This is a genomic window from Nonomuraea sp. CA-141351 (assembly GCF_050944675.1).
Classification (GTDB): domain Bacteria; phylum Actinomycetota; class Actinomycetes; order Streptosporangiales; family Streptosporangiaceae; genus Nonomuraea.
This window is the reverse complement of sequence record NZ_CP191982.1, coordinates 12,400,825-12,419,898: the sequence shown is the minus strand read 5'-3', so window position 1 is coordinate 12,419,898 and position 19,074 is coordinate 12,400,825. Positions and strand designations below refer to the sequence as shown.

The window sequence follows — 19,074 nt, the reverse complement described above, 5'->3', positions numbered from 1 at the left end:
CGCCGCAGCAGCGGCGGGGGCGGTTCCACAGCTCAGTGAAAGGCAGCACATGAGAGCACTGTTCACCGCGCTGGCCTGCCTCTTCGCCCTCTTCGTCGCCCCCGCCGTCCCCGCGAGCGCCGCCACCGGCATTCACGTCAGCGGCACGAAGCTCCTGGAGGCCAACGGCCAGGAGTTCATCATGCGCGGCACCAGCCACGCGCACACCTGGTACGCCTCGCAGACCAAGGCGTTCGCCGACATCAAGTCTCTGAAGGCCAACACCGTCCGGGTCGTGCTCAGCGGCGGCCGCTGGACCGCCAACACCGTGGCCGACGTGGCCAACGTCGTCTCGCTCTGCAAGCAGAACAAGCTCATCTGCGTGCTCGAGAACCACGACACCACGGGGTACGGCGAGCAGAGCGGCGCCTACACCCTCGACCAGGCCGCCAACTACTGGATCAGCGTCAAGTCCGCCCTGGTCGGCCAGGAGGACTACGTCATCATCAACATCGGCAACGAGCCGATCGGCAACAACGCCGTCACCCCCGGCTGGGCATCCGCCACCACGGCCGCGATCCAGAAGCTGCGCAGCAACGGCTTCCAGCACGCGCTGATGGTGGACGCGCCCAACTGGGGCCAGGACTGGCAGTTCGGCATGCGGGACAACGCCAAGACGGTCTTCGACAGCGACCCCGCCAAGAACACGATCTTCTCCATCCACATGTACGGGGTCTTCGACACGGCCGCGGAGATCAACGCGTACATGGACGCGTTCAAGACCGCGGGGCTGCCGCTGGTCGTCGGCGAGTTCGGGTTCAACCACTCCGACGGCGACCCGGACGAGGACACGATCATGGCGCAGTCCGTGAGCCGCGGCCTCGGCTACCTCGGCTGGTCGTGGAGCGGCAACGGCGGCGGCGTCGAGTACCTCGACCAGGTCACCAACTTCGACGTCACCCAGCTCACCTCCTGGGGCCAGCGGCTGTTCAACGGCGCCAACGGCATCGCCGCGACCTCCAAGCAGGCCTCGATCTACGGCGGCGGCAGCACCGACACGAGCCCGCCGAGCGCGCCCGGCACACCCTCGGCGTCCGGCATCACCTCGTCCGGGGCCACCCTGAGCTGGACCGCCTCCACGGACAACGTGGGCGTGACCGGCTACGACGTCTACACCTCGACCGGCACCGCGCTCGGCTCGACGGCCACCAACTCGATCACGCTGACCGGGCTGTCGGCGGCGACCGCGTACCAGGTCAACGTGAAGGCCAGGGACGCGGCCGGCAACCAGTCCGCCGCGTCGCCGACGGCGTCGTTCACCACTCTGAGCGGCGGCAGCGGCGGCGGCTGCACGGCCGCGGGCACCGTGCAGAGCCAGTGGAGCACCGGGTACGTCCTGCAGCCCGTGACCGTGACAAACACCAGCACCTCGACCAAGCCGAGCTGGACGGTCACCTTCACGCTGCCCGCCGGCCACACGGTCACCGGCTCCTGGAACGCCGCGGTGACGGTCAGCGGCCAGACCGTGACGGCCAAGAACCTGAGCTACAACGGCTCGCTCGCGCCGAACGCCAGCACCAGCTTCGGGGTGCAGGCCAGCCGTCCGAACGGCAACACGGCCGTCCCTTCCGGCTACACCTGTGCCAACTGAACCGCCCGTCGGATCGCTGCGTATGAGGAGGTGAGGCGGAACACCAACATCCCTGCCTAACGACACCATCCCGCCCGGATGGGACGGACGCGGCCGATACCTCCAGTCGGCCGCGTCCGTGTTCATGGCCTCCACTCCGCGGAGGCGGCTCGGTCGCTGGGATCCGTCGCGGGCCCAGGCGACGGCGCTCCCTCGCGGGCCCAGGTGGCGGCGCTCCCTCGCGTGTTATTTGGCCTGGGCTTTCTTGATCTCGGTGAATCGCTGGCGGGCCGCGTCGATCGCGTCCTCGTCGTCGAACTCGGCGAAGGCCTCATCCTGGTAGCGCGCGGGGATGAGCCGCCTGACCCGGTCCGGATACCCCATGCCCGGCTCCGGCACCTGGACCACGGGAGGGATGCCGATGCGGACGGCGATCGGGCCGGAGGCCCGCACGGAGGTCGCCCAGTCGGTGCCCGCGCCGGTGACCGCGCACATGTGGCGCGCGTACACCCACTTCACCTCCACGACGGAGGTGGCGTTCGGCGGATCGGTCCCGAAGGTCTCCACGGCGCACACGACGCGCGAGTCGAAGTCGTGGCCGTGCGCGTGGTGCTCGTCGAGCGAGGACTGCTCGAGTGCCAGCGTCACCTGGGCGGCGAGCTCCTTGTACAGCTGCGACGACGGCTGCCGACCGGCGAAAAACATCACCCCGGCCAGGGTCAGGCCGGCCAGGGTGACGATTGCCGCGGCAAGCCCGCGACGTGATTTGATCACGGGCTGGTGCAGGTCAGGGCCGGGGCCGGGTTGGGGATGGAGCCGGTGGCGTTGAAGCCGAACGAGGTCGTCGCGTTCGGCGCGAGCTGCCCGTTGTAGGTGGCGTTCTTGACCACCACGTTGGGCGGCTGCCCGGACAGCACGCCGTTCCACAGCGAGCCGTCGAAGCCCTGGCCGCCGGAGTAGGTCCACTTGACGGTCCAGCCGTTCATCGAGGAGGTGCCCGTGTTCTTCACGGTCACCTCGCCCTGGAAGTGGCCGGCCCAGCCGGTGTCGGTGGCCTTCCAGGTCGCCGTGCAGGCGCCGGTCGGCGGGGGCGGGGTCGAGGTGTTGGGGGGCGGTGTGCTCTGGCCCGGGCCGACGCCGGTGACCTCGCCGTTGCCGCCGTCGAAGACGACGTCGGAGCAGCTGTAGAAGTTCTCGTTGCTGTCGGAGCGGATCCAGTGCGTGTAGATGATGTGCCGGCCGGTCTTGCCGGACGGGAGCTGGGCGTTCCAGTAGTAGTAGTTGAGCGCGCCGGCGGGGCCGGTGTCGGGCGGGTTCGTGACGCTGCCGAACGGCTCCAGGTCGGACCACTTCAGCGGCCCGTCCGGGTTCCAGCCGTTCTTGGTGATGTAGTAGTTGAAGGCGCCGGGGTGCTTGGCCCAGTTGCTGTGCCGCATCTGGATGGTCGCGCCCGAGGTCAGGTGGGTCACCGGCCAGTCGTTGCGTACAGCGTTGTAGGCCGTGAAGTCGTAGGGCCCGCCGGTGCCGCCGCTGCAGAGCTGGCCGTCAGGGATGAACCCGGAGGTGCGGCCCGCGCCGTCGGAGCGCAGCACCGCGAACCAGTTGTAGAGGGGGGTCGGGCCGCTCTGCGCGACGGCCGCCGCGCACGCGGGGTTGTAGGGGATGATCTGGCCGTTCTCCCGCAGGCCGTCCTGCCAGCACAGGAACGTCCTGGCGCCGGGGAACATCGACACTCCGTGCGCCTGTGCCTGCATGGGCACCATCAGGACAGTCGCGATCAGTACCGTGACGGCGGTGATCGCCGCCGACTTGAATAACCTCATGGGGGATTCCCTTGCGCTGATGACAGAGGAAAACCTGCCCACGACCTGCCCGCCCGGCGAGCGCATTGAATCATGCCTCGCACGGCTCCGACAACGCTCTGTGAAACTTTCAGCCGATCTTGGTTATGGTGCCCTATGCTTGGGAGCGCTCCCATTCAGGGATATGGCGCGGGTCGTGCTTGCGAGGGGTGCGGCTCGCGTTTCGAGGGGTACGGCCGGTGCTGCCGTACCCCTCATCAATCCCCGTGGAGTGCGGCGTCGATGTCGTCGAGCCTGGCCTGCAGCTCGCTCAGGCAGGCGGGCGCGAGCCGGCCCTCGGCCATGCGGTCGGAGAGCTTCCTGCGCAGGCCGGCCGTCGTCGACGTCGACGGGCCGTGCGGTGACACCGCGGCGTGCAGCACCTGCTTGAGGTCCAGCACGACGTCGGCGTCGGTCGCGCCGCACGGTGTCTTGGCCTCCAGCACGGTCTTGAAGTCGTCCACGGCCTGTTCCACGGTGACCGTCGCGGACGGGGTGCTCTCGACGAGCCTGGCCGTCGGCGACGGCATGACCGCCCGCTCGAGCTCCTGGAGCCCCGTCTGCTGGAACCACAGCAGGGCGGAGAGCGCGACGGCCGCCGACCCCGCGACCGTGAGGCCGCGCCTCACATGCCGGCCCAGTGTCGCCGTGCCGAGCGCGGAGGTCAGCGCCGAGACGATCTCGGCCGCGGTCGGCCGCGCGTCCGGCCGGCGCGCCAGGCAGCGCTGGGTGAGCGAGGCCACGGAGTGCGGCACGCCGGGGACACGAGGCGTGGGATACATCCTGTGGGCCGCCTCGACCTCCTCCCACGTCGTCCCCGGGTACGGCGTGCGCCCGGTGAGCATGGCGTGCAGCAGCACGCCCAAGGCGTACACGTCGACCGCGGGGTGGGTCGGCGCGCCGAGCAGCCGCTCGGGGGCGACGTAGGGAGGGGTGCCGCGATCGTCGTCGGGATCTCCGGCCCAGGCCGCTATGCCGAAGTCGAGCAGCTTGGGGCCGTCGGTGGTGAGCAGGACGTTCTCGGCCGTGACGTCCCGGTGGACCAGGCCGCGGGCGTGCCCGGCCATCAGGACCCGGGCCAGCCGCAGCGCGATGGCCGCGGCCTCGGCCCACGGCAGAGGGCCCTGCTCGATGCGCTCGGCCAGCGGTGTGCCGTCGAGCAGCGGCATCACCACGTAGGCCGCGACGCCGCCGTTCGTGGTGACGGTCTCGCCGTAGTCGTAGATCTCGATGGAGTCGGCATGGATGAACCTGGCGGCGGCGCGGGCCTCGCTGCGCGCGCTGACCCGTTCGCCGTCGCCGGCGTGGAGTGAGGCGGTGAGCACCTTGACGGCGATCATCCGGTGCAGTGACTGGTCGAAGGCACGCCAGATGACCGACATCCCCCCGCGGGCCAGCGGATCCAGCAACAGATACCTGCGGGCCAGCACATCCCCCGGCTCAAGCCGACTCACGGATGACCAGTTCCGTGGGGAGTACGGGGTCGATCCCCGCGGCCCCCGTCAGGAGCAGCCGGGTGGCGACCGTGGCGAGCTCCTCGACGGGCTGGCGGATGGTGGTCAGGGTGGGGACGGTGTGCCTGGCGACCGGTGCGTCGTCGAATCCGATCACCGCGACGTCCGCGGGCACCTTGCGCCCGGCCCTGCGCAGTGCCTGGATCGCACCCGCCGCCATCAGGTCGGACGCCACGAAGACGGCGTCCAACCCGGGGGCGTGGCGTAACAGCCACTGCATGGCGTGGGTGCCGGAGGCCGCGGTGAAGTCGCCGTACGCCACGGGCACGTCGGGGAGGCCGGCCGCCTGGAGTGTGCGTACCAGGCCCTCCAGGCGGTCGCGGACGCCGGGTAAGGACGGTGGTCCGCCGATGGCGGCGACGTTGCGGCGGCCGGACAAGAGGAAGTGCTCGGCTGCCTGGCGGCCGCCGTCGAGGTTGTCCACGTCGGCGTACGGAAGTTTGAGGTCGTGAGGCGGGCGGCCGATGTTGCGCACGGGGACGCCCGAGGTGGATAACTTGATCGCCAGAGGATGTCGCTCTCTGGCGCCCACGATGAGCACCGCGCCCGACAGCACGGGCAGGGTGGATGACGTGGGGGTGACGGTGGTCACCATGAGGTGGGTGCCGTGCTCGGCGATCACGGCACCCGCCGCGGACAGGAGCCTGGCGTAGTACGGCTCGGAGAAGAGGCGGGGGAGGTGGTCGCAGATCACTGCCGTGACGCCGTCGGCGATGGTCTTGGCGGCCGTTCCCCGAGGGGCGCGTTGGCGCACGTATCCCATGCGGGACACGGCGTCGTAGACTTGCCGGCGGGTCGAGGTACTGACCCGCACCGAGCCCGTGAGGACTCGAGATGCGGTCGCGGGGGAAACCCCTGCAGCGGCCGCCACCTGTGCCAGTGTGGGCTGCTCGGTCATGGAGCACCTCGCGGAAAAAGATCCTGGGAGCGCTCCCACGGTACCAATGTTTCGGCGCTGTTAATAGGGCCTTTGCAGGGAGTGCGTCCCATTGTGCGGACGCACTCCGAATTTGCTCAGCTAGAGGCATTGGCAACCGGCAGGGTTTCTGAGTTTTCCCAGTTTTCCCCCGCCGGTTGGATCAGTGGGTCAGCGTCGTGTCGATGTTCGCGTCGTCCAGCAGCCCGTCCGGGGTGTGGCCCGGGTCGGGCTCCTGCCGCCGGGGCTGGCAGCTCGCCCCGCAACCGCCGAAACGGGAGCTGTTCACCGGCGTGAAGTCGGTCGCCGGGATGCCCTTCAGCGCGGACAGCATGGTGTCCTTCCAGATCGGCCCGGGAATGGAGGCCCCGAAGACCGAGCCGTAGTACCGGCCGCCGATGGTGATGTTGTTCAGCTTGTAGCTGACCGCGCCACGCGGGTCGCCGATGCTGACCGCGCCCGCCAGGTCTGGGGTGAAGCCGGCGAACCAGGCGGTGGACTGGGCGTCCGTGGTGCCGGTCTTGCCCGCCGCCGGGCGGCCGATGCCGCCGACGCCGCGCATGGTGCCCTTGGTGAACACGCCGGACAGGATGTTCGCCGCGGCGTCCGTCACCTCGGGGTCGATCGCCTGCTTGCACTTGGGCTTGTAGTTGGTGACCTTGCCGTCGCGGTCCTTGATCGAGGTGATGGCCATGGGCGCGCAGTACTTGCCGCGGGCGCCGATCGCGGCGTAGGCGGTGGCGACGGTCACCGGGTCCATCTCGTTGATGCCGAGCGTGAACGTCTCGAACTCCCGCAGCGGGTTGCCGTCGGCCCGCTTGATGCCCAGCGACTGGGCCGTCTTGATCACGTTGCAGAGGCCGACCTTCTGCTCCAGCGTCATGAAGAAGGTGTTGACCGACCCCCAGGTGCCGGTGGCCAGCGACTTGAAGCCGCCGCCGCCCTCGTCGTTGGTGATGGTGGCGGAGGGGTCGCCGATGTTCTCGCCCTTGCAGTTCTTGAACGAGGAGTAGTAGGGGGCGCGGAATCCGCTGCCGACCGTGAAGCCGTCGTTGATCTTCATGCCCTGCTTGAGGGCCGTGAGCAGGGTGAACGTCTTGAACGTCGAGCCGGCCTGGAAGCCGATGCCGCCGCCGTGCACCGCGTCCGCGACCACGTTGTACGACATCTCGTTCTTGCGCTTGGAGATGCCGTAGTTGCGGCTGGCGGCCATGGCCTTGATCTCACCCGTGCCGGGCTTCACCAGGGCCTCGGAGGCGACCGGGTTGTCCGACGGGTGCACGTGCTTCTTGATGGCCTTCTCGGCGGCCGCCTGCATCTTCGGGTCGAGCGTGGTCCGGATCTCCAGGCCGCCCCGGTTGAGGAACTGGGTCCTGGCCTTCTTCGTCTTGCCGAAGTCCGGGTTGCTGAGGATCTCGTTGCGGACGTACATGCAGAAGTACGGGTAGTCGCTGGCCTCGCAGCCGCCGGGCAGCGGGGTGCCCTTGTAGCCGAGCTTGGTGGCCTTCGCCGCGGTGGCCTCCTCCGGCGTGATCTTCTTGAGCTCGGCCATCCTGTCGAGCACGACGTTGCGCCGGGCCAGCAGCCGGGCCCTGTACTCCTTGCCCCGGCTGGGGTCGGTCTGGAGCGGGTCCTGCACGGCGCCGGCCAAGGTGGCGGCCTGGGGCAGGGTCAACTCGGCGGCGGTCACTCCGAAGAAGCGCTTGGCGGCCGCTTCGATGCCGTAGGCGCGGGCGCCGAAGTACACGATGTTCAGATATTTCCCGAGGATCTGGTCCTTGGTGTACTTCTTCTCGATCGCCATCGCGTACCGCAGCTCGTTGAGCTTACGCGCGTAGCTGGCCTCGAGGGCCGCGTTCTTCTCCTTCTTGGTGGTGCCCGAGTTGAGCAGCACCTGCTTGACGTACTGCTGCGTGATGGACGAGCCGCCCTGGGAGATGCCGCCCGAGCTGAGGTTCTTGGCCAGGGCGCGGACGGTGCCCTCGATGTCGATCGGTCCGTGCTCGTAGTAGCGGTAGTCCTCGATCGAGATGATGGCCGTCTTCATGACGTCGGCGATCTGGTCGAGCCTGACGTTCTGGCGGTACTCCTCATAGAAAGTCGCGATCGGCTCGCCCTTGGCGTCGAGCACCGTCGTCCTCTCCGCGAGGGGCGGCTCCTTGAGCTCCTGCGGTTTGATGCCGAGGTCCTCCGATGCCGAGACGAACATCGCTCCCGTCCCCCCGACCGCGGGTAGCGCGATGGCCGCGGCCACCACACCGGCCGCGACCGCGGCCCCGGTCAGGCGCGCGATACTCGACATACGGGAACCCATGGTGGTAAAACCTCCCCCTCGTGGCAATACGGTGCATCCTAAACCCCGCCATGACGTGCTCTATGTAAAACCTTGGACCCCGTTCGGGGCCGGTTTGTTCGCGCGGCAAGCGGTTTTTCTCCGCCTCTGGCCGATTGACCGAAGTTCGGGCCGCCTGGGGCCTGTGTGAAGGCTGTGGCGATCTTCAGTTTTCGTCAAAGAAAGCGTGTTGACGTGCGGTCGGGCGTTGGCCGCTCTGGCAATGTCGGGTTCCTACCGGTCGTGGTGGGAGGTCTTATGCGACGTGTCGGGGATGGCGAGCACTTCGATCGGCTGCTCGCCGCCGCCAGAACGTACTGGGGCGAGAGTCCGGGCGGCGACAGCTGCGTCGTGGCGGAGGCGTTCGACCAGGACATCCGGGTCGTGGTACGCACGCTCATGGTGGCGAACGCGGTCTGCGAGCTGCTGTCCGCGCGGCTGTTCGCGCTGGTCGATCCGGAGTGGCGCAGGCTGGCCGACGTGTTCGGGGCCGAGGCGGACGGGACGCCGCGGGTGCCGCCGGCCGCGCTGGTCACCAGCAGGGTCGATCTCGACGTGCCCAGGGACATCCCTGTCGTGCACGTTCACGGGAAGGGGTCGCTGAAGGCGTACGCGATCTTCCCTGATCAGGGCCCCTGCTCGTTCTACGACGAGTTGCCCGCCAGGGTCGGCGCGTTCTTCGAGCGGCACGTCTGGCCGCACAGGCACGTGATCGCGCCCGACGCGGAGCGGACGGCCTGGCGGGCGAAGAGCGGTTACCAGGTCCGCACGGACACCGAGCGCCGCCAGCTCCGCCACTACGGCTGCGCCCGTCTGGGGCTCGACCCCGACCGGCCGACGATCACGGTCTTCGGCCACGCGCCGGAGCAGGACACGGACCTGTTCGAGTCGACGGTGGAGTACGCCGCGTCGGACGTGTCGGCGAACTGGCTGTTCCTCGACCCCGTCCCCAGAACGCATTCCCGGATCAGGCGCGTGGACGACGACCTGTCCGCGAACCTGCTCTGGAGCATGACGGACGCGGGCGTCGCGTTCGGCGACAGCGATCTGCCCGCATTCGGCATCCCCGTCGTCCAGGCAGGCTGGTCGGTGGGGAGAGCCTGCCGCGCCACGCACGTCGCACGGCAGCCGTCGGACATCCGCGTGCTGCTCGACGAGGCCATCGCCAAGCACGACAAGGGGGAGTCCATCCTCGAGCCGGAGCAGCGCGAGCGCGCCCGCCTGTGGCTCTGGCTGCGCCGCTGCGGCGCGGACGTGCCCACCGGGCTCCTGCCGCACTGGGAGCACGGCGCCGACTACGCGCGGGCGCTCGCCGTCAACCTGTGGCACGTGGAGCGCGACGGCGACCCCCTCTACAGCGCGGTCGCACGCATGTGGGACCGGCGCGAACCCATGCTCACCCGTTTCGACTTCCACGACCCGGCGGGGCCGTACATCAGGAGCGCCCACGACCGGTTTCGCCGAGTCGGGCGAAACGATCATCACCAGGAGTTTCCCGACCCGGAAGGGCCGTTCGTCACCAGGAGCACCCCATGACCAGCCCAGGATCCGCTACCGAGCTCGACCAGCTGATTCTTCCCGCCATCCCGCCCGTACACATCAACAACGGCCAGATCTCCGCGCTGCAGGTGACCGACAACTTTCACCGGGGCACCCAGATCCTGGGCAGGTTCGAGACCTCGGGGCTGGCGGGGTTCAAGGTCTCCGCGCAGGGGCGCTCGCTGCGGGTGCTGCTGTCGCTGTCGCTGGACGAGCGGTCCGTGATCGGCTGGCACGACGGCCAGGCCGAGGCCACGAGTTTGCTGCCCCGGCTGGTACAGGTCCGCTCCCAGGGGCAGCTGCGCCAGTGCGTGCTGCTCAAGGGGAAGCGGGCGCACGCCCGGGTGACCTTCGACCTGTCGCCGGAGGAGATCCCCGACGACGGGCTGATCTGCGTCGAACTGCTCGACATCACAGAGGGCGACGGGGTTTCCGGGGAGCTACGCCAGGCCGTTCGGGGGCGCGTCATGCCTGACGGGGTGGCCGGGGTACGGCTGAACAAGGTGGTGTTCGAGGAGCCGCCGCCGGTGGACTTCGACCCCGACACGCTCGACGGCCTCCGCTGTGAGCAGTCCTCGCTGATCAGCGCGGGCGGCCTGGTCAACTTCAACCGGCAGGGCGCACGTGTGCTGCGCACGGGCATGTTCGTGGTCAACCCGGTGCTGAAGGACACGTTCGGGTCGAGTGGCCGCATCACGTTCAGGCTGGGCACCAAGGCGGAGCCCGCGAGTGTCATCCCCGCGACGTGGCGGCGGGTCAACAGCGAGCTGCGCTGGATGCGTCATGCCACCAGAAAGCTGCTGGGCATGGCGGCGCCGCCCGTGAAGCGCGTGTTCAGCATCAGGGACGGGAACATGGGCGGGCCCGAGGAGCGGGTGGACGGCAACGTGACCGAGCTCATGCTGCCCAGTGCCAAGAACTCGCCGTACCTGGTGATCATGGGCTCCTGCCTTGGCGCCATGCCCACGCTGGAGTCGGCCGCGACGCACTAGTACGTAAGATGCGGTGTCATGGGCGACGCTGTCGACGGGATCCTCGAGCAGTGGCGGCGCGAGCGGCCGGATCTCGACCTGTCGGCGATGGGTGTCTTCGGCCGGCTCGCACAGGTGATGCGGGTCCTGGAGCCGCAGGTCGACCGGGTCTTCATCAAGCGCGGGCTGCGGCAGGGTGAGTTCGACGTGCTGGCCGCGCTGCGCCGGGCCGGGCCACCGTACACGCTGATTCCGTCGGAGCTGTCGGCGGTGCTGATGATGTCGCGAGCCGGCATGACCAACCGGCTCGACCGGCTGGAGGCGGCGGGGCTGGTCGAGCGCAGCCTCGACCCCGCCGACCGGCGGAGCTTCCGCGTCCGGCTGACCGATGAGGGCCTGCGGATCATCGACGAGACGCTCACCGAGCACGCCGCGAACCTGGCCCGTCTGGCCTCCCCCCTCACCAGCGAAGACACCGAGACGCTCGCCACGATATTGCGCAAGTTGCTCGACGGACCGCTTGGTAACCCAGGGGGCCCGGAGGCTTAATGTGGTCGGAAAAATGCCAATAGCCTGTGATAACGCCGCTCAGCGGGCAGTTTTCCTGTTGTGACCAGCGGCCTGCGAATCGAGACGATCCGGCATCTTCATTGCACGGTGCTGCGCGCCAGGGGCGAGCTCGACCACGCGGGCCGGGTCCGGTTCAGCGCCTGCATCAACGCCGTGTGGGACTGGTCGGAGGGGCCCGTCCTGGTGCTCGACCTGGCTGATCTGGACTTCTTCGATTCGTCGGTCATCGGGGTGCTCGCGATGGCCATGCAGCGGATGGAGGAGGAGGGAAGCGGCCGCATCATCCTGGTGCGGCCCTCCGGCCACCTGCTGTCGGTGCTGCGGCTGACCGATCTGCTGTCACATGTGGAGCTGCGGGGGAGCGTCGAGGAGACGGTGGCCGAGCTGATGCTGCAGTCGACAGCGGCCGCCGCCTCGCGCCAATCCGAGGCGGCGGCCGAAAGAGATCACAACCCGTAGGCCTCCAGCAGCCGCAGCCACACCTCGCTCACCGTCGGGAAGGACGGGACGGCGTGCCAGAGGCGGTCGAGCGGCACCTCGGCCGTCACGGCGATCGTGGCGGAGTGCAGCAGGTCGGACGCGCCCGGCGCGGCGAACGTGACGCCGAGGAGCACCTTCCTGTCCTCGTCCACCACGGCCCTGGCCCGGCCGCGGTAGCCCTCGCCCATCAGGTATCCCCCGCTGACCGCCCCCATGTCGTAGTCGACCACGCGCACCCGGAACCCGTCGGCACGAGCCACCGCCTCGGTCCGGCCGACCGCGCAGATCTGCGGATCGGTGAAGACGACCTGCGGCGCGCCGTACGCGTCCGCCAGATCCCGCATCGCGGACAGCTCGTCACCGCGGGCCCGCGCGGCGATCACGTCACCGCAGATCCTGGCCTGGTACTTGCCCATGTGGGTGAGGAGCGCGCGCCCGTTGACGTCGCCCACGGCGTACAGCCAGCCGTCGGAGATCGCGGTGGCCCGCATGCTGTCGTCCACCTCGACGTATTCGCCGTTGGGCAGGCCCACCGTGCTGAGCCCGAGGTCGCGGGTCGCGGGCCGGCGGCCGGTCGCCACCAGCAGCTCGTCGGCCTCCAGCGGCGGCCCTTCGGACAGGTGCACCGTCACCTTTCCGCCGCGCTCCGGGCGCTCGACCCCGACGACCTCGACGTGGGTGCGAACCTCGATGCCCGACTCCGCGAACGACTCGGCCAGCATCTCTCCCGCGAACGGCTCCATCCGGCCCAGCAGCCCGCCGCCGCGCACCAGCACGGTGGTCTGCCGCGCGCCGAGCCCGTGCATGGCCTGGGCCATCTCACAGGCGACCACGCCGCCGCCGAGCACGGCCAGCCGGTCGGGGATGGAGTTGGTCACGGTCACGTCGTGGCTGGTCCAGGGCTCCGCCTCGGCCAGCCCCGGGGTGGGCGGTATGGCGGGCGTGCTGCCGGTGGCCAGCACGACGGCCTGCCGGGCCGTCAGTACGCGTTCGACGCCGTCCTCGGTGGTGACGCGTACGCGCTTGGGGCCGTCGAGCCGCCCGCGCCCACGTACGAACTCGGCCGGCACACCCTCGATCCACCGCACCTGACCGGAGTCGTCGAAGTGCGAGACGGCCTCGTCGCGCCGGGCCAGCACGGCGGCCACGTCGACGGGCCCGAGCGACAGCCCTGGGGCCCGCGCCACCTCGCCCGCCAGATCGACCGGTCGCAGCAGCGCCTTGCTCGGGACGCACGCCCAGTAGGCGCACTCGCCGCCGGCCAGCCGCTCCTCGACGATCGCCGCGGTCAGCCCGCCGCGCACTGCCCGGTCCACGACGTTCTCGCCGGCGGGACCGGCGCCGATCACGATGACGTCGAACTCGTCAGCCACCCTGCCTCCAGAAGCACTCGCCTGTGAATTGCACTCTTTCATGCCGGAGCTCCCACCCTCTTCGCGACGCGGCGGCTCGCGTGCCGTTCGCGGGAGGGGGCGGGGAACGTCATGCTGCGTTCACCCGGGGCCCGTAACGTGCCCACATGGTTGATCATTACCCGACGTCGGTGCCGTACCGGCAGCGGACGGATGGCTATCACACGTACCGGATCCCCGCGGCGGTGGTGACCGGGGCGGGCACGGTGCTGGCGTTCGCGGAGGGGCGGCACGCCTCGGCCGGGGACTCCGGCCACATCGACATCGTGCTCAAGCGGTCCACGGACGGCGGCAGGACGTGGGGCGCCCTGCAGGTCGTCGCCACGGAGCCGCGCCGGGGCACCGCGGGCAACCCGGCGCCCGTCGCGCTGGCGGACGGCCGGATCGTGCTCGTCCACGTCAGGCAGGGCCCGTCGGCCACGGAAGACAAGATCAGGCGCGGCCAGGTGTCCGCGGCGGACGGGCGGCGGGTGTTCGTCCAGGTCAGCTCCGACGACGGGGTCACCTGGCCGGCGCCTCGCGAGATCACCGGCAGCGTGAAGCGCGCCGAGTGGCGCTGGTACGCGACCGCTCCCGGGCACGCGGTCGAGCTGCGGCACGGCCCGCACGCCGGGCGGATCGTGGTGCCCGGCAACCACTCGCTGCCGCCCGCCGGGTCCGACAACGGGACCGAGGGCAAGTACAACGGCGGTCATGCTCTGCTGAGCGACGACGGCGGCCAGACGTGGCGCATCGGGTACGTCGACGACAACCCCGACGGGTACGTCAACGTCAACGAGACCACGGCCACCGAACTGCCGGACGGGCGCCTCTACGTCAACGCCCGCACCGACTCCACCGCGCCCGGCACCAGGGCCGACGCGTACTCCTCCGACGGCGGGCAGACGCTGGACCTGCCCTTCCGCCCCCAGGCGGGGTTGGCAGGACCGGTGGTGGAGGGGAGCGCGCTGTGGTGCTCGTCGCCGGACGTGCTGCTGTTCTCCGGGCCCGCCGCCCCGGACACCAGGGCGTTGATGACGGTACGGGCCAGCGGCGACCTCGGGGTGACCTGGCGGGTCGCGCACACGGTGTCGGGGCTGCCGGCGGCCTACTCCGACCTGGTCAGGGTGGACGGGGACACGGTGGGGCTGCTGTTCGAGACCGGCAGCTTCGGGCCGTACGAGACCATCGCCTTCCGCCGCCTCCCCGTAGCCGAACTGATCCCCTGACTCCGCGCCCCGGGCCGCGGGAGTCAGGCGGCGAGGGGGTTGCGCAAGGTCGTCCAGCTGTCGCCGGGCGGTGCGCCCTCCAGGCGCGCGAGCAGGTGGGCCTTGACCGTGATGTGCGTCCCGAACAGCGCCTTGCGGTCCTCGGCGCCGGGCAGCTCGTCGAACGCGTCGCGTGCCGCGACGGCCACGACGTCCCAGAGGCGGGACTCGGCGGCCCGGTCGCCGCGGCAGAAGAGCGCGATCAGGCTGCCGAACGTGGTGCCCACGAGCCCGCCGAAGAGCTTGGCGTGCAGGATCTCGGGGTCGTCGGTGAGCAGCCTGGCGCTGACCGGCGGGAGCTCGATGCCGTTGCGGGCGAGCCGGGCCGGGCTGATCCTGATGTCGGCCAGGTCGCGGCAGACCAGCCGGTACGGCATGCCGTACCGGTCGAGCTCCACCAGCAGGTTCTGGCCGTGCGCCTCGAGCGCCACGCCGAGTGCCAGCAGGCCCAGGGCATCACTCAGGGCCAGCCGGGCGAACGCGGTCAGCCACGCCACGGGGTCGCGGACCATCGCGCGGGTGACCGCCGCGACGGGGATGGCGGCCCCTGTCGGCTCGCGCAGCATGGCCGCCAGGTCGGGGCTGTGCTCGCCCTTCACCTTCGCGGCGGCCCCGGCGAGGTAGCGGGCGATGCGCGGCCGTCCCCCCTGCCGGGCGGACAGGGTGGTGAGCAGGCGCGAGAGGTTGACGCAGTCGCGGACCGAGCCGGGCGAGATGTCCCTGACGCCGGACGTCATCCGGGTGCTGAAGGCCGTCTTGACGTGCGGGCCGCCGTCGAGAGGGGCGAGGGTACGTACGGACATGAGCGGGCGGGCCGGGACGGCGCCGGTGACGTGCGGGCGCAGGCCCAGGCGGGGCAGGACGTGGGCGCTCTGCCAGGGGTGCACGGGGAGCAGGAGCCGGTCGCCGTCCATGAGGGAGTCCGGCCACGGACCGGAGATCAGGCAGTCCGCGGCGGGGACCGCGAGCAGGTCCAGGTGGACGACCGGCCGGTGCTCCGGCATGTACGCGAGCTGCTCGGCCACGGAGACGCCGGGACGGCTGCGGCAACCCGGGTGGTAGGGGTGGCCGTCCACCACGCTCTGCTCGTGATCCTCGGGAGTGGCCGGGGCGTGGGCCGGTTGCGCGCGGGACAGCGCCAGGGAGGCCACGCTGTTGTCCAGGTCCTCGACCAGCGGGCCCGTGCCCGGCAGGCCGAGAGCGGCCAGCAGCTCGGCCGGGTGCGTGTACGGGTGACCGTTCAGCCAGAGCGCGGGCTCGCCCCCGAGGTCGTACGGCTCCCGTGCCCGGCCCATGAGCCTGCGCCCGTCCGCCAGCGCGATCTGGACCCGTGGACGCTCCGAGGCCCCCGCAGGCGAGCCGGCCGTGCCGGGAAGCGGTCCCAGCAGGCCGGGGAGCGGCTCGTACAGGAGGCTGCGCCAGAGGCGCCCCAGGACGGCGGCACGCGCGTCCGGGAGGGCCGCCATGTACGCGGCGGACAGATCCGGGCGCACGAGGGCCAGGTCGGCCGCGAACTCCGCCTCCCAGCGCCTCATATTTCCCAGCTTTCCCAGAAAGACGCCCGATAGCTACGCTTGTTGGCATCAATGGGGACAAAGGGTAGGGGTACGGTCGCCATGACAGCTACCGACGGCCTCCTCCCTCTCTCGCGGGAGGCAGGAAGAGACGCCGCAGCACTCGCGGTGACGGCACTGCTCAACTGCCTGATGCGCGAAGTGGCCCGTCCCGCGTGGGACGGTGCTTTCCTGCTGCCCGCGACCGGACACGTCCTGCGCGCCGACGACGGGCGGTTCCCCGGCAGGCCCGCGCTCCACACGCCGGACGGCTGGTGCCCGCTGTCGCTGGACGACCTGGTCGCGCTGACGGCCGCCGAGCTGCGCGCCGGCACAGGGGTGGCCAACGACGAGTTGCCCGCGGAGATCGCGCACAGCCGGGACGTCATGGCCGCCCTGCTGGCCGCCAGGCGGACCGCGACGCCGCCCGCGGACCCGTACCTGCGCTCCGAGCAGGCCCTCGTCGCGGGTCACCGCTACCACCCCGCGCCCAAGGCCCGCGGCGGTTCGAATCCTGGAGCCTGGCTCCCGTACTCGCCGGAGGCGCACGCGAGCTTCACGCTGCCGCTGCTCGGCGTGCCCGCGGAGCGGCTGATCGAGGAAGGGGACGCGAGCGCGCTCGACCGGCTGGGCCCGGCGCCGGGCGACGGCCTGGTACTGCTGCCCGCGCATCCCTGGCAGGTGGAGCTGCTGGGCGGCTCGCCGCTGCGCGACCTGGGCGTCACGCGGGCCGTGGCGTGGCCGACCTCGTCGATTCGCACGGTGTACCTGCCGGAGGCCGACCTGTTCTGCAAGTTCAGCCTGGACGTGCGGATCACGAACGACATCCGCCGGCTGTGGCTGCACGACCTGAAGAAGCTGGCCGCGATCGCCGACCTCTTGGGGCACGCGTTCGACGACCTGCCGGAGCACGTGTCCCGCCCCGCCGTGCTGTGCGACCGCGGCTACCGCAGCGCGGAGCTGGGCCGGGACGGCGGAGAGGCGCTGGCGGTCATCGTCCGCGACGGGCTGCGCGAGCACCTGCGCCCGGGGCTGACGGCGCTGCTGGCGGCGGGGATCAGCGAGGGTTTCCCCGGCAACCCGATCGACGGGCTGGACGAGGACCGGGCGCTCGCGTGGTGGGGGCGCTACCTCGACCACGTGGTGCCCCCGGTTCTGCACGCCTACTTCCGCCACGGGATCGTGCTCGAATGCCACCTGCAGAACGTGCTGATCGCGGTGGACGGGCACGGTGCCCCCGCGCAGGCGGTCTTCCGCGACCACGAGGGCGTCAAGCTGCTCGCGGAGCGGCACCCGCTGCTGCCGGGCATAGATGCCTCGTACGGGTGGGAGCGGCTGGTGTACTGCCTGGTGACCAACAACCTCTTCGAGATCGCGGGGGCTCTGGCGGACCGCCATCCGGGACTGCGAGGGGAGCTGTGGGCGCGGGCCAGGGAGGTGTTCTCCGCCTGCGGCAAGGACCACGGCGATCCGGATCAGCTGCGTGACCTGCTGTCCGCCACGCATGTTCCCGCCAAGGCCAACCTCCTGCTGCGCTGGCTGGACGCGCCGGGTGGGGACATGAGGTGTGTGCCCGTGCCGAACCCGCTGAGCCTCGGCCGTTTCAGGGAAGCGAGCGCATGCGGCCGATGATGGCCGTGGTCGAGTGGTCGGACAGGTAGCCGAGCACCCGCACCTCGCCGCCGAGCGAGCGGACCAGCGGCGCCTCGGGCAACATCTCCGCGGTGTAGTCGCCGCCTTTCACGTAGAGCTCGGGGCGGATCATCCTGAGCAGCCGTTCGGGCGTGTCCTCGTCGAACTCCGTCACGTAGTCCACGTCGTTCAGCGCCGCCAGCACGGACATGCGGTCCTCGCACGGATTGAGCGGCCGGCCCGGCCCCTTCAGCCTGGCCACGCCGGCGTCGCTGTTGACCGCCACCACCAGCACGTCGCCGAGCCGGCCCGCCTGCTCCAGGTACGTCACGTGCCCCCGGTGCAGCACGTCGAAGCAGCCGTTGGTGAACACCACCCGTTCGCCCCTGCGCCGATGCTCGTCCAGGAGCTGGGCCAGGCGCTCGGCCGTCTGCACCGTGCCCTCGTGACGCCGCAGGGCGCGCAGCAGCTCGTACCGGGTGCAGACGGCCGTCCCCTGGCGGCGCACGACGACACCGGCCGCCGCCTGGCCCGCCTCCGCGGCCTCCTCCGGCGACGCGCCGCCGGCCAGCCAGAGCGCGAACGCTGCCGTGTAGGTGTCGCCCGCGCCCGTGGCCATGTGCTGGGGCGCGGGCCGGGCGTAGGTGCGGTACGGCGGGCGGCCGCTCCTGTGCAGCAGCGTGCCCTCGCCGTCCAGCGTGGTCACCACGATCCCGGCGCGGGTCAGCTCCATGAGCCGGCTGGAGCGGGCCGACAGGTACGCCAGGCGGTCGGCCGGCTCGTCCGCGTCGCCCAGCAGGCTCACGACCTCGGCGTAGTTCGGCAGGACGACGGCGGGAGCGCATTCACCCCACGGCGCGACCGCGTGCGCGTCCACCACCAGCAGAGGGAGCCCGGTGAGCGCCCGGCGCACGGCCGGGGTGAACACGCCGCCGCCGTAGTCGCACGCGACCACCACGTCGGCGCCGCGCACGGCCTCGCCCAGCCGTCCGAGCAGCTCCCGCTCGGTCCGCCCGGGGAGCACGTCGAGGTCCCCCTCGTCGTAGCGGGCGGTGAGCTGGCCGCCGCTGACCAGCCGCCGCTTGTGCGCGGTACGCCGGCCCGGCACGGTCACCAGGTCCGTCTCGACGCCGAGCAGGTGGAGCGACTGCACGAGCTTGTCCCCGCAGGCGTCGTCGCCCACGGCGCCCAGGAGCCGTACGCGGGCGCCGAGGGCCACGAGGTTGGCGGCGGTGTTGGCGGCCCCTCCGGGGGAGTCCTCGGTGGCCTCCAGGCTCATCACGGGCACGGGCGCCTCCTGCGCCAGGCGCTTGGCCGAGCAGCGCAACCAGGAGTCGAGCATGACGTCGCCGACGACCACGGCGCTGATGGTCCTCTCTGTGCCCATGTGGAGCGAATACCTGAGAAGGCGCTGCTCAAACCCTGTTTATCCGCAACCGCTCGCCCCTGCGGAGGTTC

The 19,074-nt window shown here is 70.8% G+C and carries 15 protein-coding genes; 7 read left to right on the top strand and 8 right to left on the bottom strand.

Going from position 1 to position 19,074, the window contains the following annotated elements:
- Window positions 1–49: 49 nt before the first annotated feature.
- The gene (locus ACQPWU_RS58380; protein WP_433435685.1) at window positions 50–1,630 is read left to right on the top strand and encodes a cellulase family glycosylhydrolase; all 1,581 of its coding nucleotides are present in this window, start codon (window positions 50–52) and stop codon (window positions 1,628–1,630) included.
- A 225-nt stretch (window positions 1,631–1,855) separates the two neighbouring features.
- Here ACQPWU_RS58380 and ACQPWU_RS58375 read toward each other — a convergent pair whose 3' ends face one another.
- The 5 genes from ACQPWU_RS58375 to ACQPWU_RS58355 form a co-directional block, all read right to left on the bottom strand.
- Window positions 1,856–2,383 (bottom strand): hypothetical protein, encoded by a 528-nt coding sequence (locus ACQPWU_RS58375; protein WP_433435684.1) that lies wholly within the window; start codon window positions 2,381–2,383, stop codon window positions 1,856–1,858.
- Window positions 2,380–3,432: a lytic polysaccharide monooxygenase gene (locus tag ACQPWU_RS58370; protein ID WP_433435683.1), complete on the bottom strand. Its 1,053-nt coding sequence runs from the start codon at window positions 3,430–3,432 to the stop codon at window positions 2,380–2,382. The genes ACQPWU_RS58375 and ACQPWU_RS58370 overlap by 4 nt, the downstream gene beginning before the upstream one ends.
- Before the next feature lie 236 nt (window positions 3,433–3,668).
- Window positions 3,669–4,904: a serine/threonine-protein kinase gene (locus ACQPWU_RS58365; RefSeq protein WP_433435682.1), complete on the bottom strand. Its 1,236-nt coding sequence runs from the start codon at window positions 4,902–4,904 to the stop codon at window positions 3,669–3,671.
- Window positions 4,891–5,862: a LacI family DNA-binding transcriptional regulator gene (locus ACQPWU_RS58360; protein WP_360683780.1), complete on the bottom strand. Its 972-nt coding sequence runs from the start codon at window positions 5,860–5,862 to the stop codon at window positions 4,891–4,893. Before ACQPWU_RS58360 ends, ACQPWU_RS58365 begins: the two co-directional genes overlap by 14 nt.
- A 181-nt stretch (window positions 5,863–6,043) precedes the next feature.
- Entirely contained in the window at window positions 6,044–8,182 is a 2,139-nt protein-coding gene (locus ACQPWU_RS58355) for a transglycosylase domain-containing protein (protein ID WP_433435681.1), read from the bottom strand.
- Window positions 8,183–8,470: 288 nt separating this feature from the next.
- Between ACQPWU_RS58355 and ACQPWU_RS58350 the strand changes: the two genes are divergently transcribed.
- From ACQPWU_RS58350 to ACQPWU_RS58335, 4 genes are read left to right on the top strand one after another with little or no spacing between them, the layout of a single operon-like run.
- Window positions 8,471–9,748: a hypothetical protein gene (locus ACQPWU_RS58350; RefSeq protein WP_433435680.1), complete on the top strand. Its 1,278-nt coding sequence runs from the start codon at window positions 8,471–8,473 to the stop codon at window positions 9,746–9,748.
- Window positions 9,745–10,743, top strand: a complete 999-nt coding sequence (locus tag ACQPWU_RS58345; protein ID WP_433435679.1) for a hypothetical protein — start codon at window positions 9,745–9,747, stop codon at window positions 10,741–10,743. The genes ACQPWU_RS58350 and ACQPWU_RS58345 overlap by 4 nt, the downstream gene beginning before the upstream one ends.
- Before the next feature lie 18 nt (window positions 10,744–10,761).
- A complete protein-coding gene (locus ACQPWU_RS58340) occupies window positions 10,762–11,271 on the top strand; it encodes a MarR family winged helix-turn-helix transcriptional regulator (protein ID WP_433435678.1) in 510 nt (169 codons plus the stop codon).
- A gap of 60 nt (window positions 11,272–11,331) precedes the next feature.
- Window positions 11,332–11,751: an STAS domain-containing protein gene (locus ACQPWU_RS58335; RefSeq protein WP_433435677.1), complete on the top strand. Its 420-nt coding sequence runs from the start codon at window positions 11,332–11,334 to the stop codon at window positions 11,749–11,751.
- On the opposite strand, the gene ACQPWU_RS58330 is transcribed toward ACQPWU_RS58335, so the two are convergent.
- A complete protein-coding gene (locus tag ACQPWU_RS58330) occupies window positions 11,739–13,145 on the bottom strand; it encodes a dihydrolipoyl dehydrogenase family protein (RefSeq protein ID WP_433435676.1) in 1,407 nt (468 codons plus the stop codon). The two genes, ACQPWU_RS58335 and ACQPWU_RS58330, sit on opposite strands and share 13 nt — an antisense overlap.
- Before the next feature lie 146 nt (window positions 13,146–13,291).
- On the opposite strand from ACQPWU_RS58330, the gene ACQPWU_RS58325 reads away from it, so the two are divergent.
- Window positions 13,292–14,392 carry a sialidase family protein gene (locus ACQPWU_RS58325; protein WP_433435675.1) on the top strand — a complete coding sequence of 367 codons (1,101 nt, stop codon included), beginning with the start codon at window positions 13,292–13,294 and terminating at the stop codon, window positions 14,390–14,392.
- Window positions 14,393–14,415: 23 nt separating this feature from the next.
- Here ACQPWU_RS58325 and ACQPWU_RS58320 read toward each other — a convergent pair whose 3' ends face one another.
- Window positions 14,416–15,966 (bottom strand): IucA/IucC family protein, encoded by a 1,551-nt coding sequence (locus ACQPWU_RS58320; RefSeq protein ID WP_433435674.1) that lies wholly within the window; start codon window positions 15,964–15,966, stop codon window positions 14,416–14,418.
- Between the two features lie 81 nt (window positions 15,967–16,047).
- Between ACQPWU_RS58320 and ACQPWU_RS58315 the strand changes: the two genes are divergently transcribed.
- Window positions 16,048–17,616, top strand: a complete 1,569-nt coding sequence (locus ACQPWU_RS58315) for an IucA/IucC family C-terminal-domain containing protein (protein ID WP_433435673.1) — start codon at window positions 16,048–16,050, stop codon at window positions 17,614–17,616.
- Here the strand turns inward: ACQPWU_RS58315 and rfaE2 are convergent.
- Window positions 17,588–19,003, bottom strand: a complete 1,416-nt coding sequence (gene rfaE2, locus ACQPWU_RS58310) for a D-glycero-beta-D-manno-heptose 1-phosphate adenylyltransferase (protein WP_433435672.1) — start codon at window positions 19,001–19,003, stop codon at window positions 17,588–17,590. The genes ACQPWU_RS58315 and rfaE2 overlap by 29 nt on opposite strands.
- Window positions 19,004–19,074: the final 71 nt, after the last annotated feature.

Bases quoted from the DNA above. Each gene is read 5' to 3' on its own strand.
- ACQPWU_RS58340 (WP_433435678.1), top strand. From the start codon at position 10,762: ATGGGCGACGCTGTCGACGGGATCCTCGAGCAGTGGCGGCGCGAGCGG.
- ACQPWU_RS58370 (WP_433435683.1), bottom strand. From the start codon at position 3,432: ATGAGGTTATTCAAGTCGGCGGCGATCACCGCCGTCACGGTACTGATC.
- ACQPWU_RS58345 (WP_433435679.1), top strand. From the start codon at position 9,745: ATGACCAGCCCAGGATCCGCTACCGAGCTCGACCAGCTGATTCTTCCC.
- ACQPWU_RS58315 (WP_433435673.1), top strand. From the start codon at position 16,048: ATGACAGCTACCGACGGCCTCCTCCCTCTCTCGCGGGAGGCAGGAAGA.
- ACQPWU_RS58360 (WP_360683780.1), bottom strand. From the start codon at position 5,862: ATGACCGAGCAGCCCACACTGGCACAGGTGGCGGCCGCTGCAGGGGTT.
- ACQPWU_RS58320 (WP_433435674.1), bottom strand. From the start codon at position 15,966: ATGAGGCGCTGGGAGGCGGAGTTCGCGGCCGACCTGGCCCTCGTGCGC.
- ACQPWU_RS58355 (WP_433435681.1), bottom strand. From the start codon at position 8,182: ATGTCGAGTATCGCGCGCCTGACCGGGGCCGCGGTCGCGGCCGGTGTG.
- ACQPWU_RS58325 (WP_433435675.1), top strand. From the start codon at position 13,292: ATGGTTGATCATTACCCGACGTCGGTGCCGTACCGGCAGCGGACGGAT.
- ACQPWU_RS58350 (WP_433435680.1), top strand. From the start codon at position 8,471: ATGCGACGTGTCGGGGATGGCGAGCACTTCGATCGGCTGCTCGCCGCC.
- rfaE2 (WP_433435672.1), bottom strand. From the start codon at position 19,003: ATGGGCACAGAGAGGACCATCAGCGCCGTGGTCGTCGGCGACGTCATG.
- ACQPWU_RS58380 (WP_433435685.1), top strand. From the start codon at position 50: ATGAGAGCACTGTTCACCGCGCTGGCCTGCCTCTTCGCCCTCTTCGTC.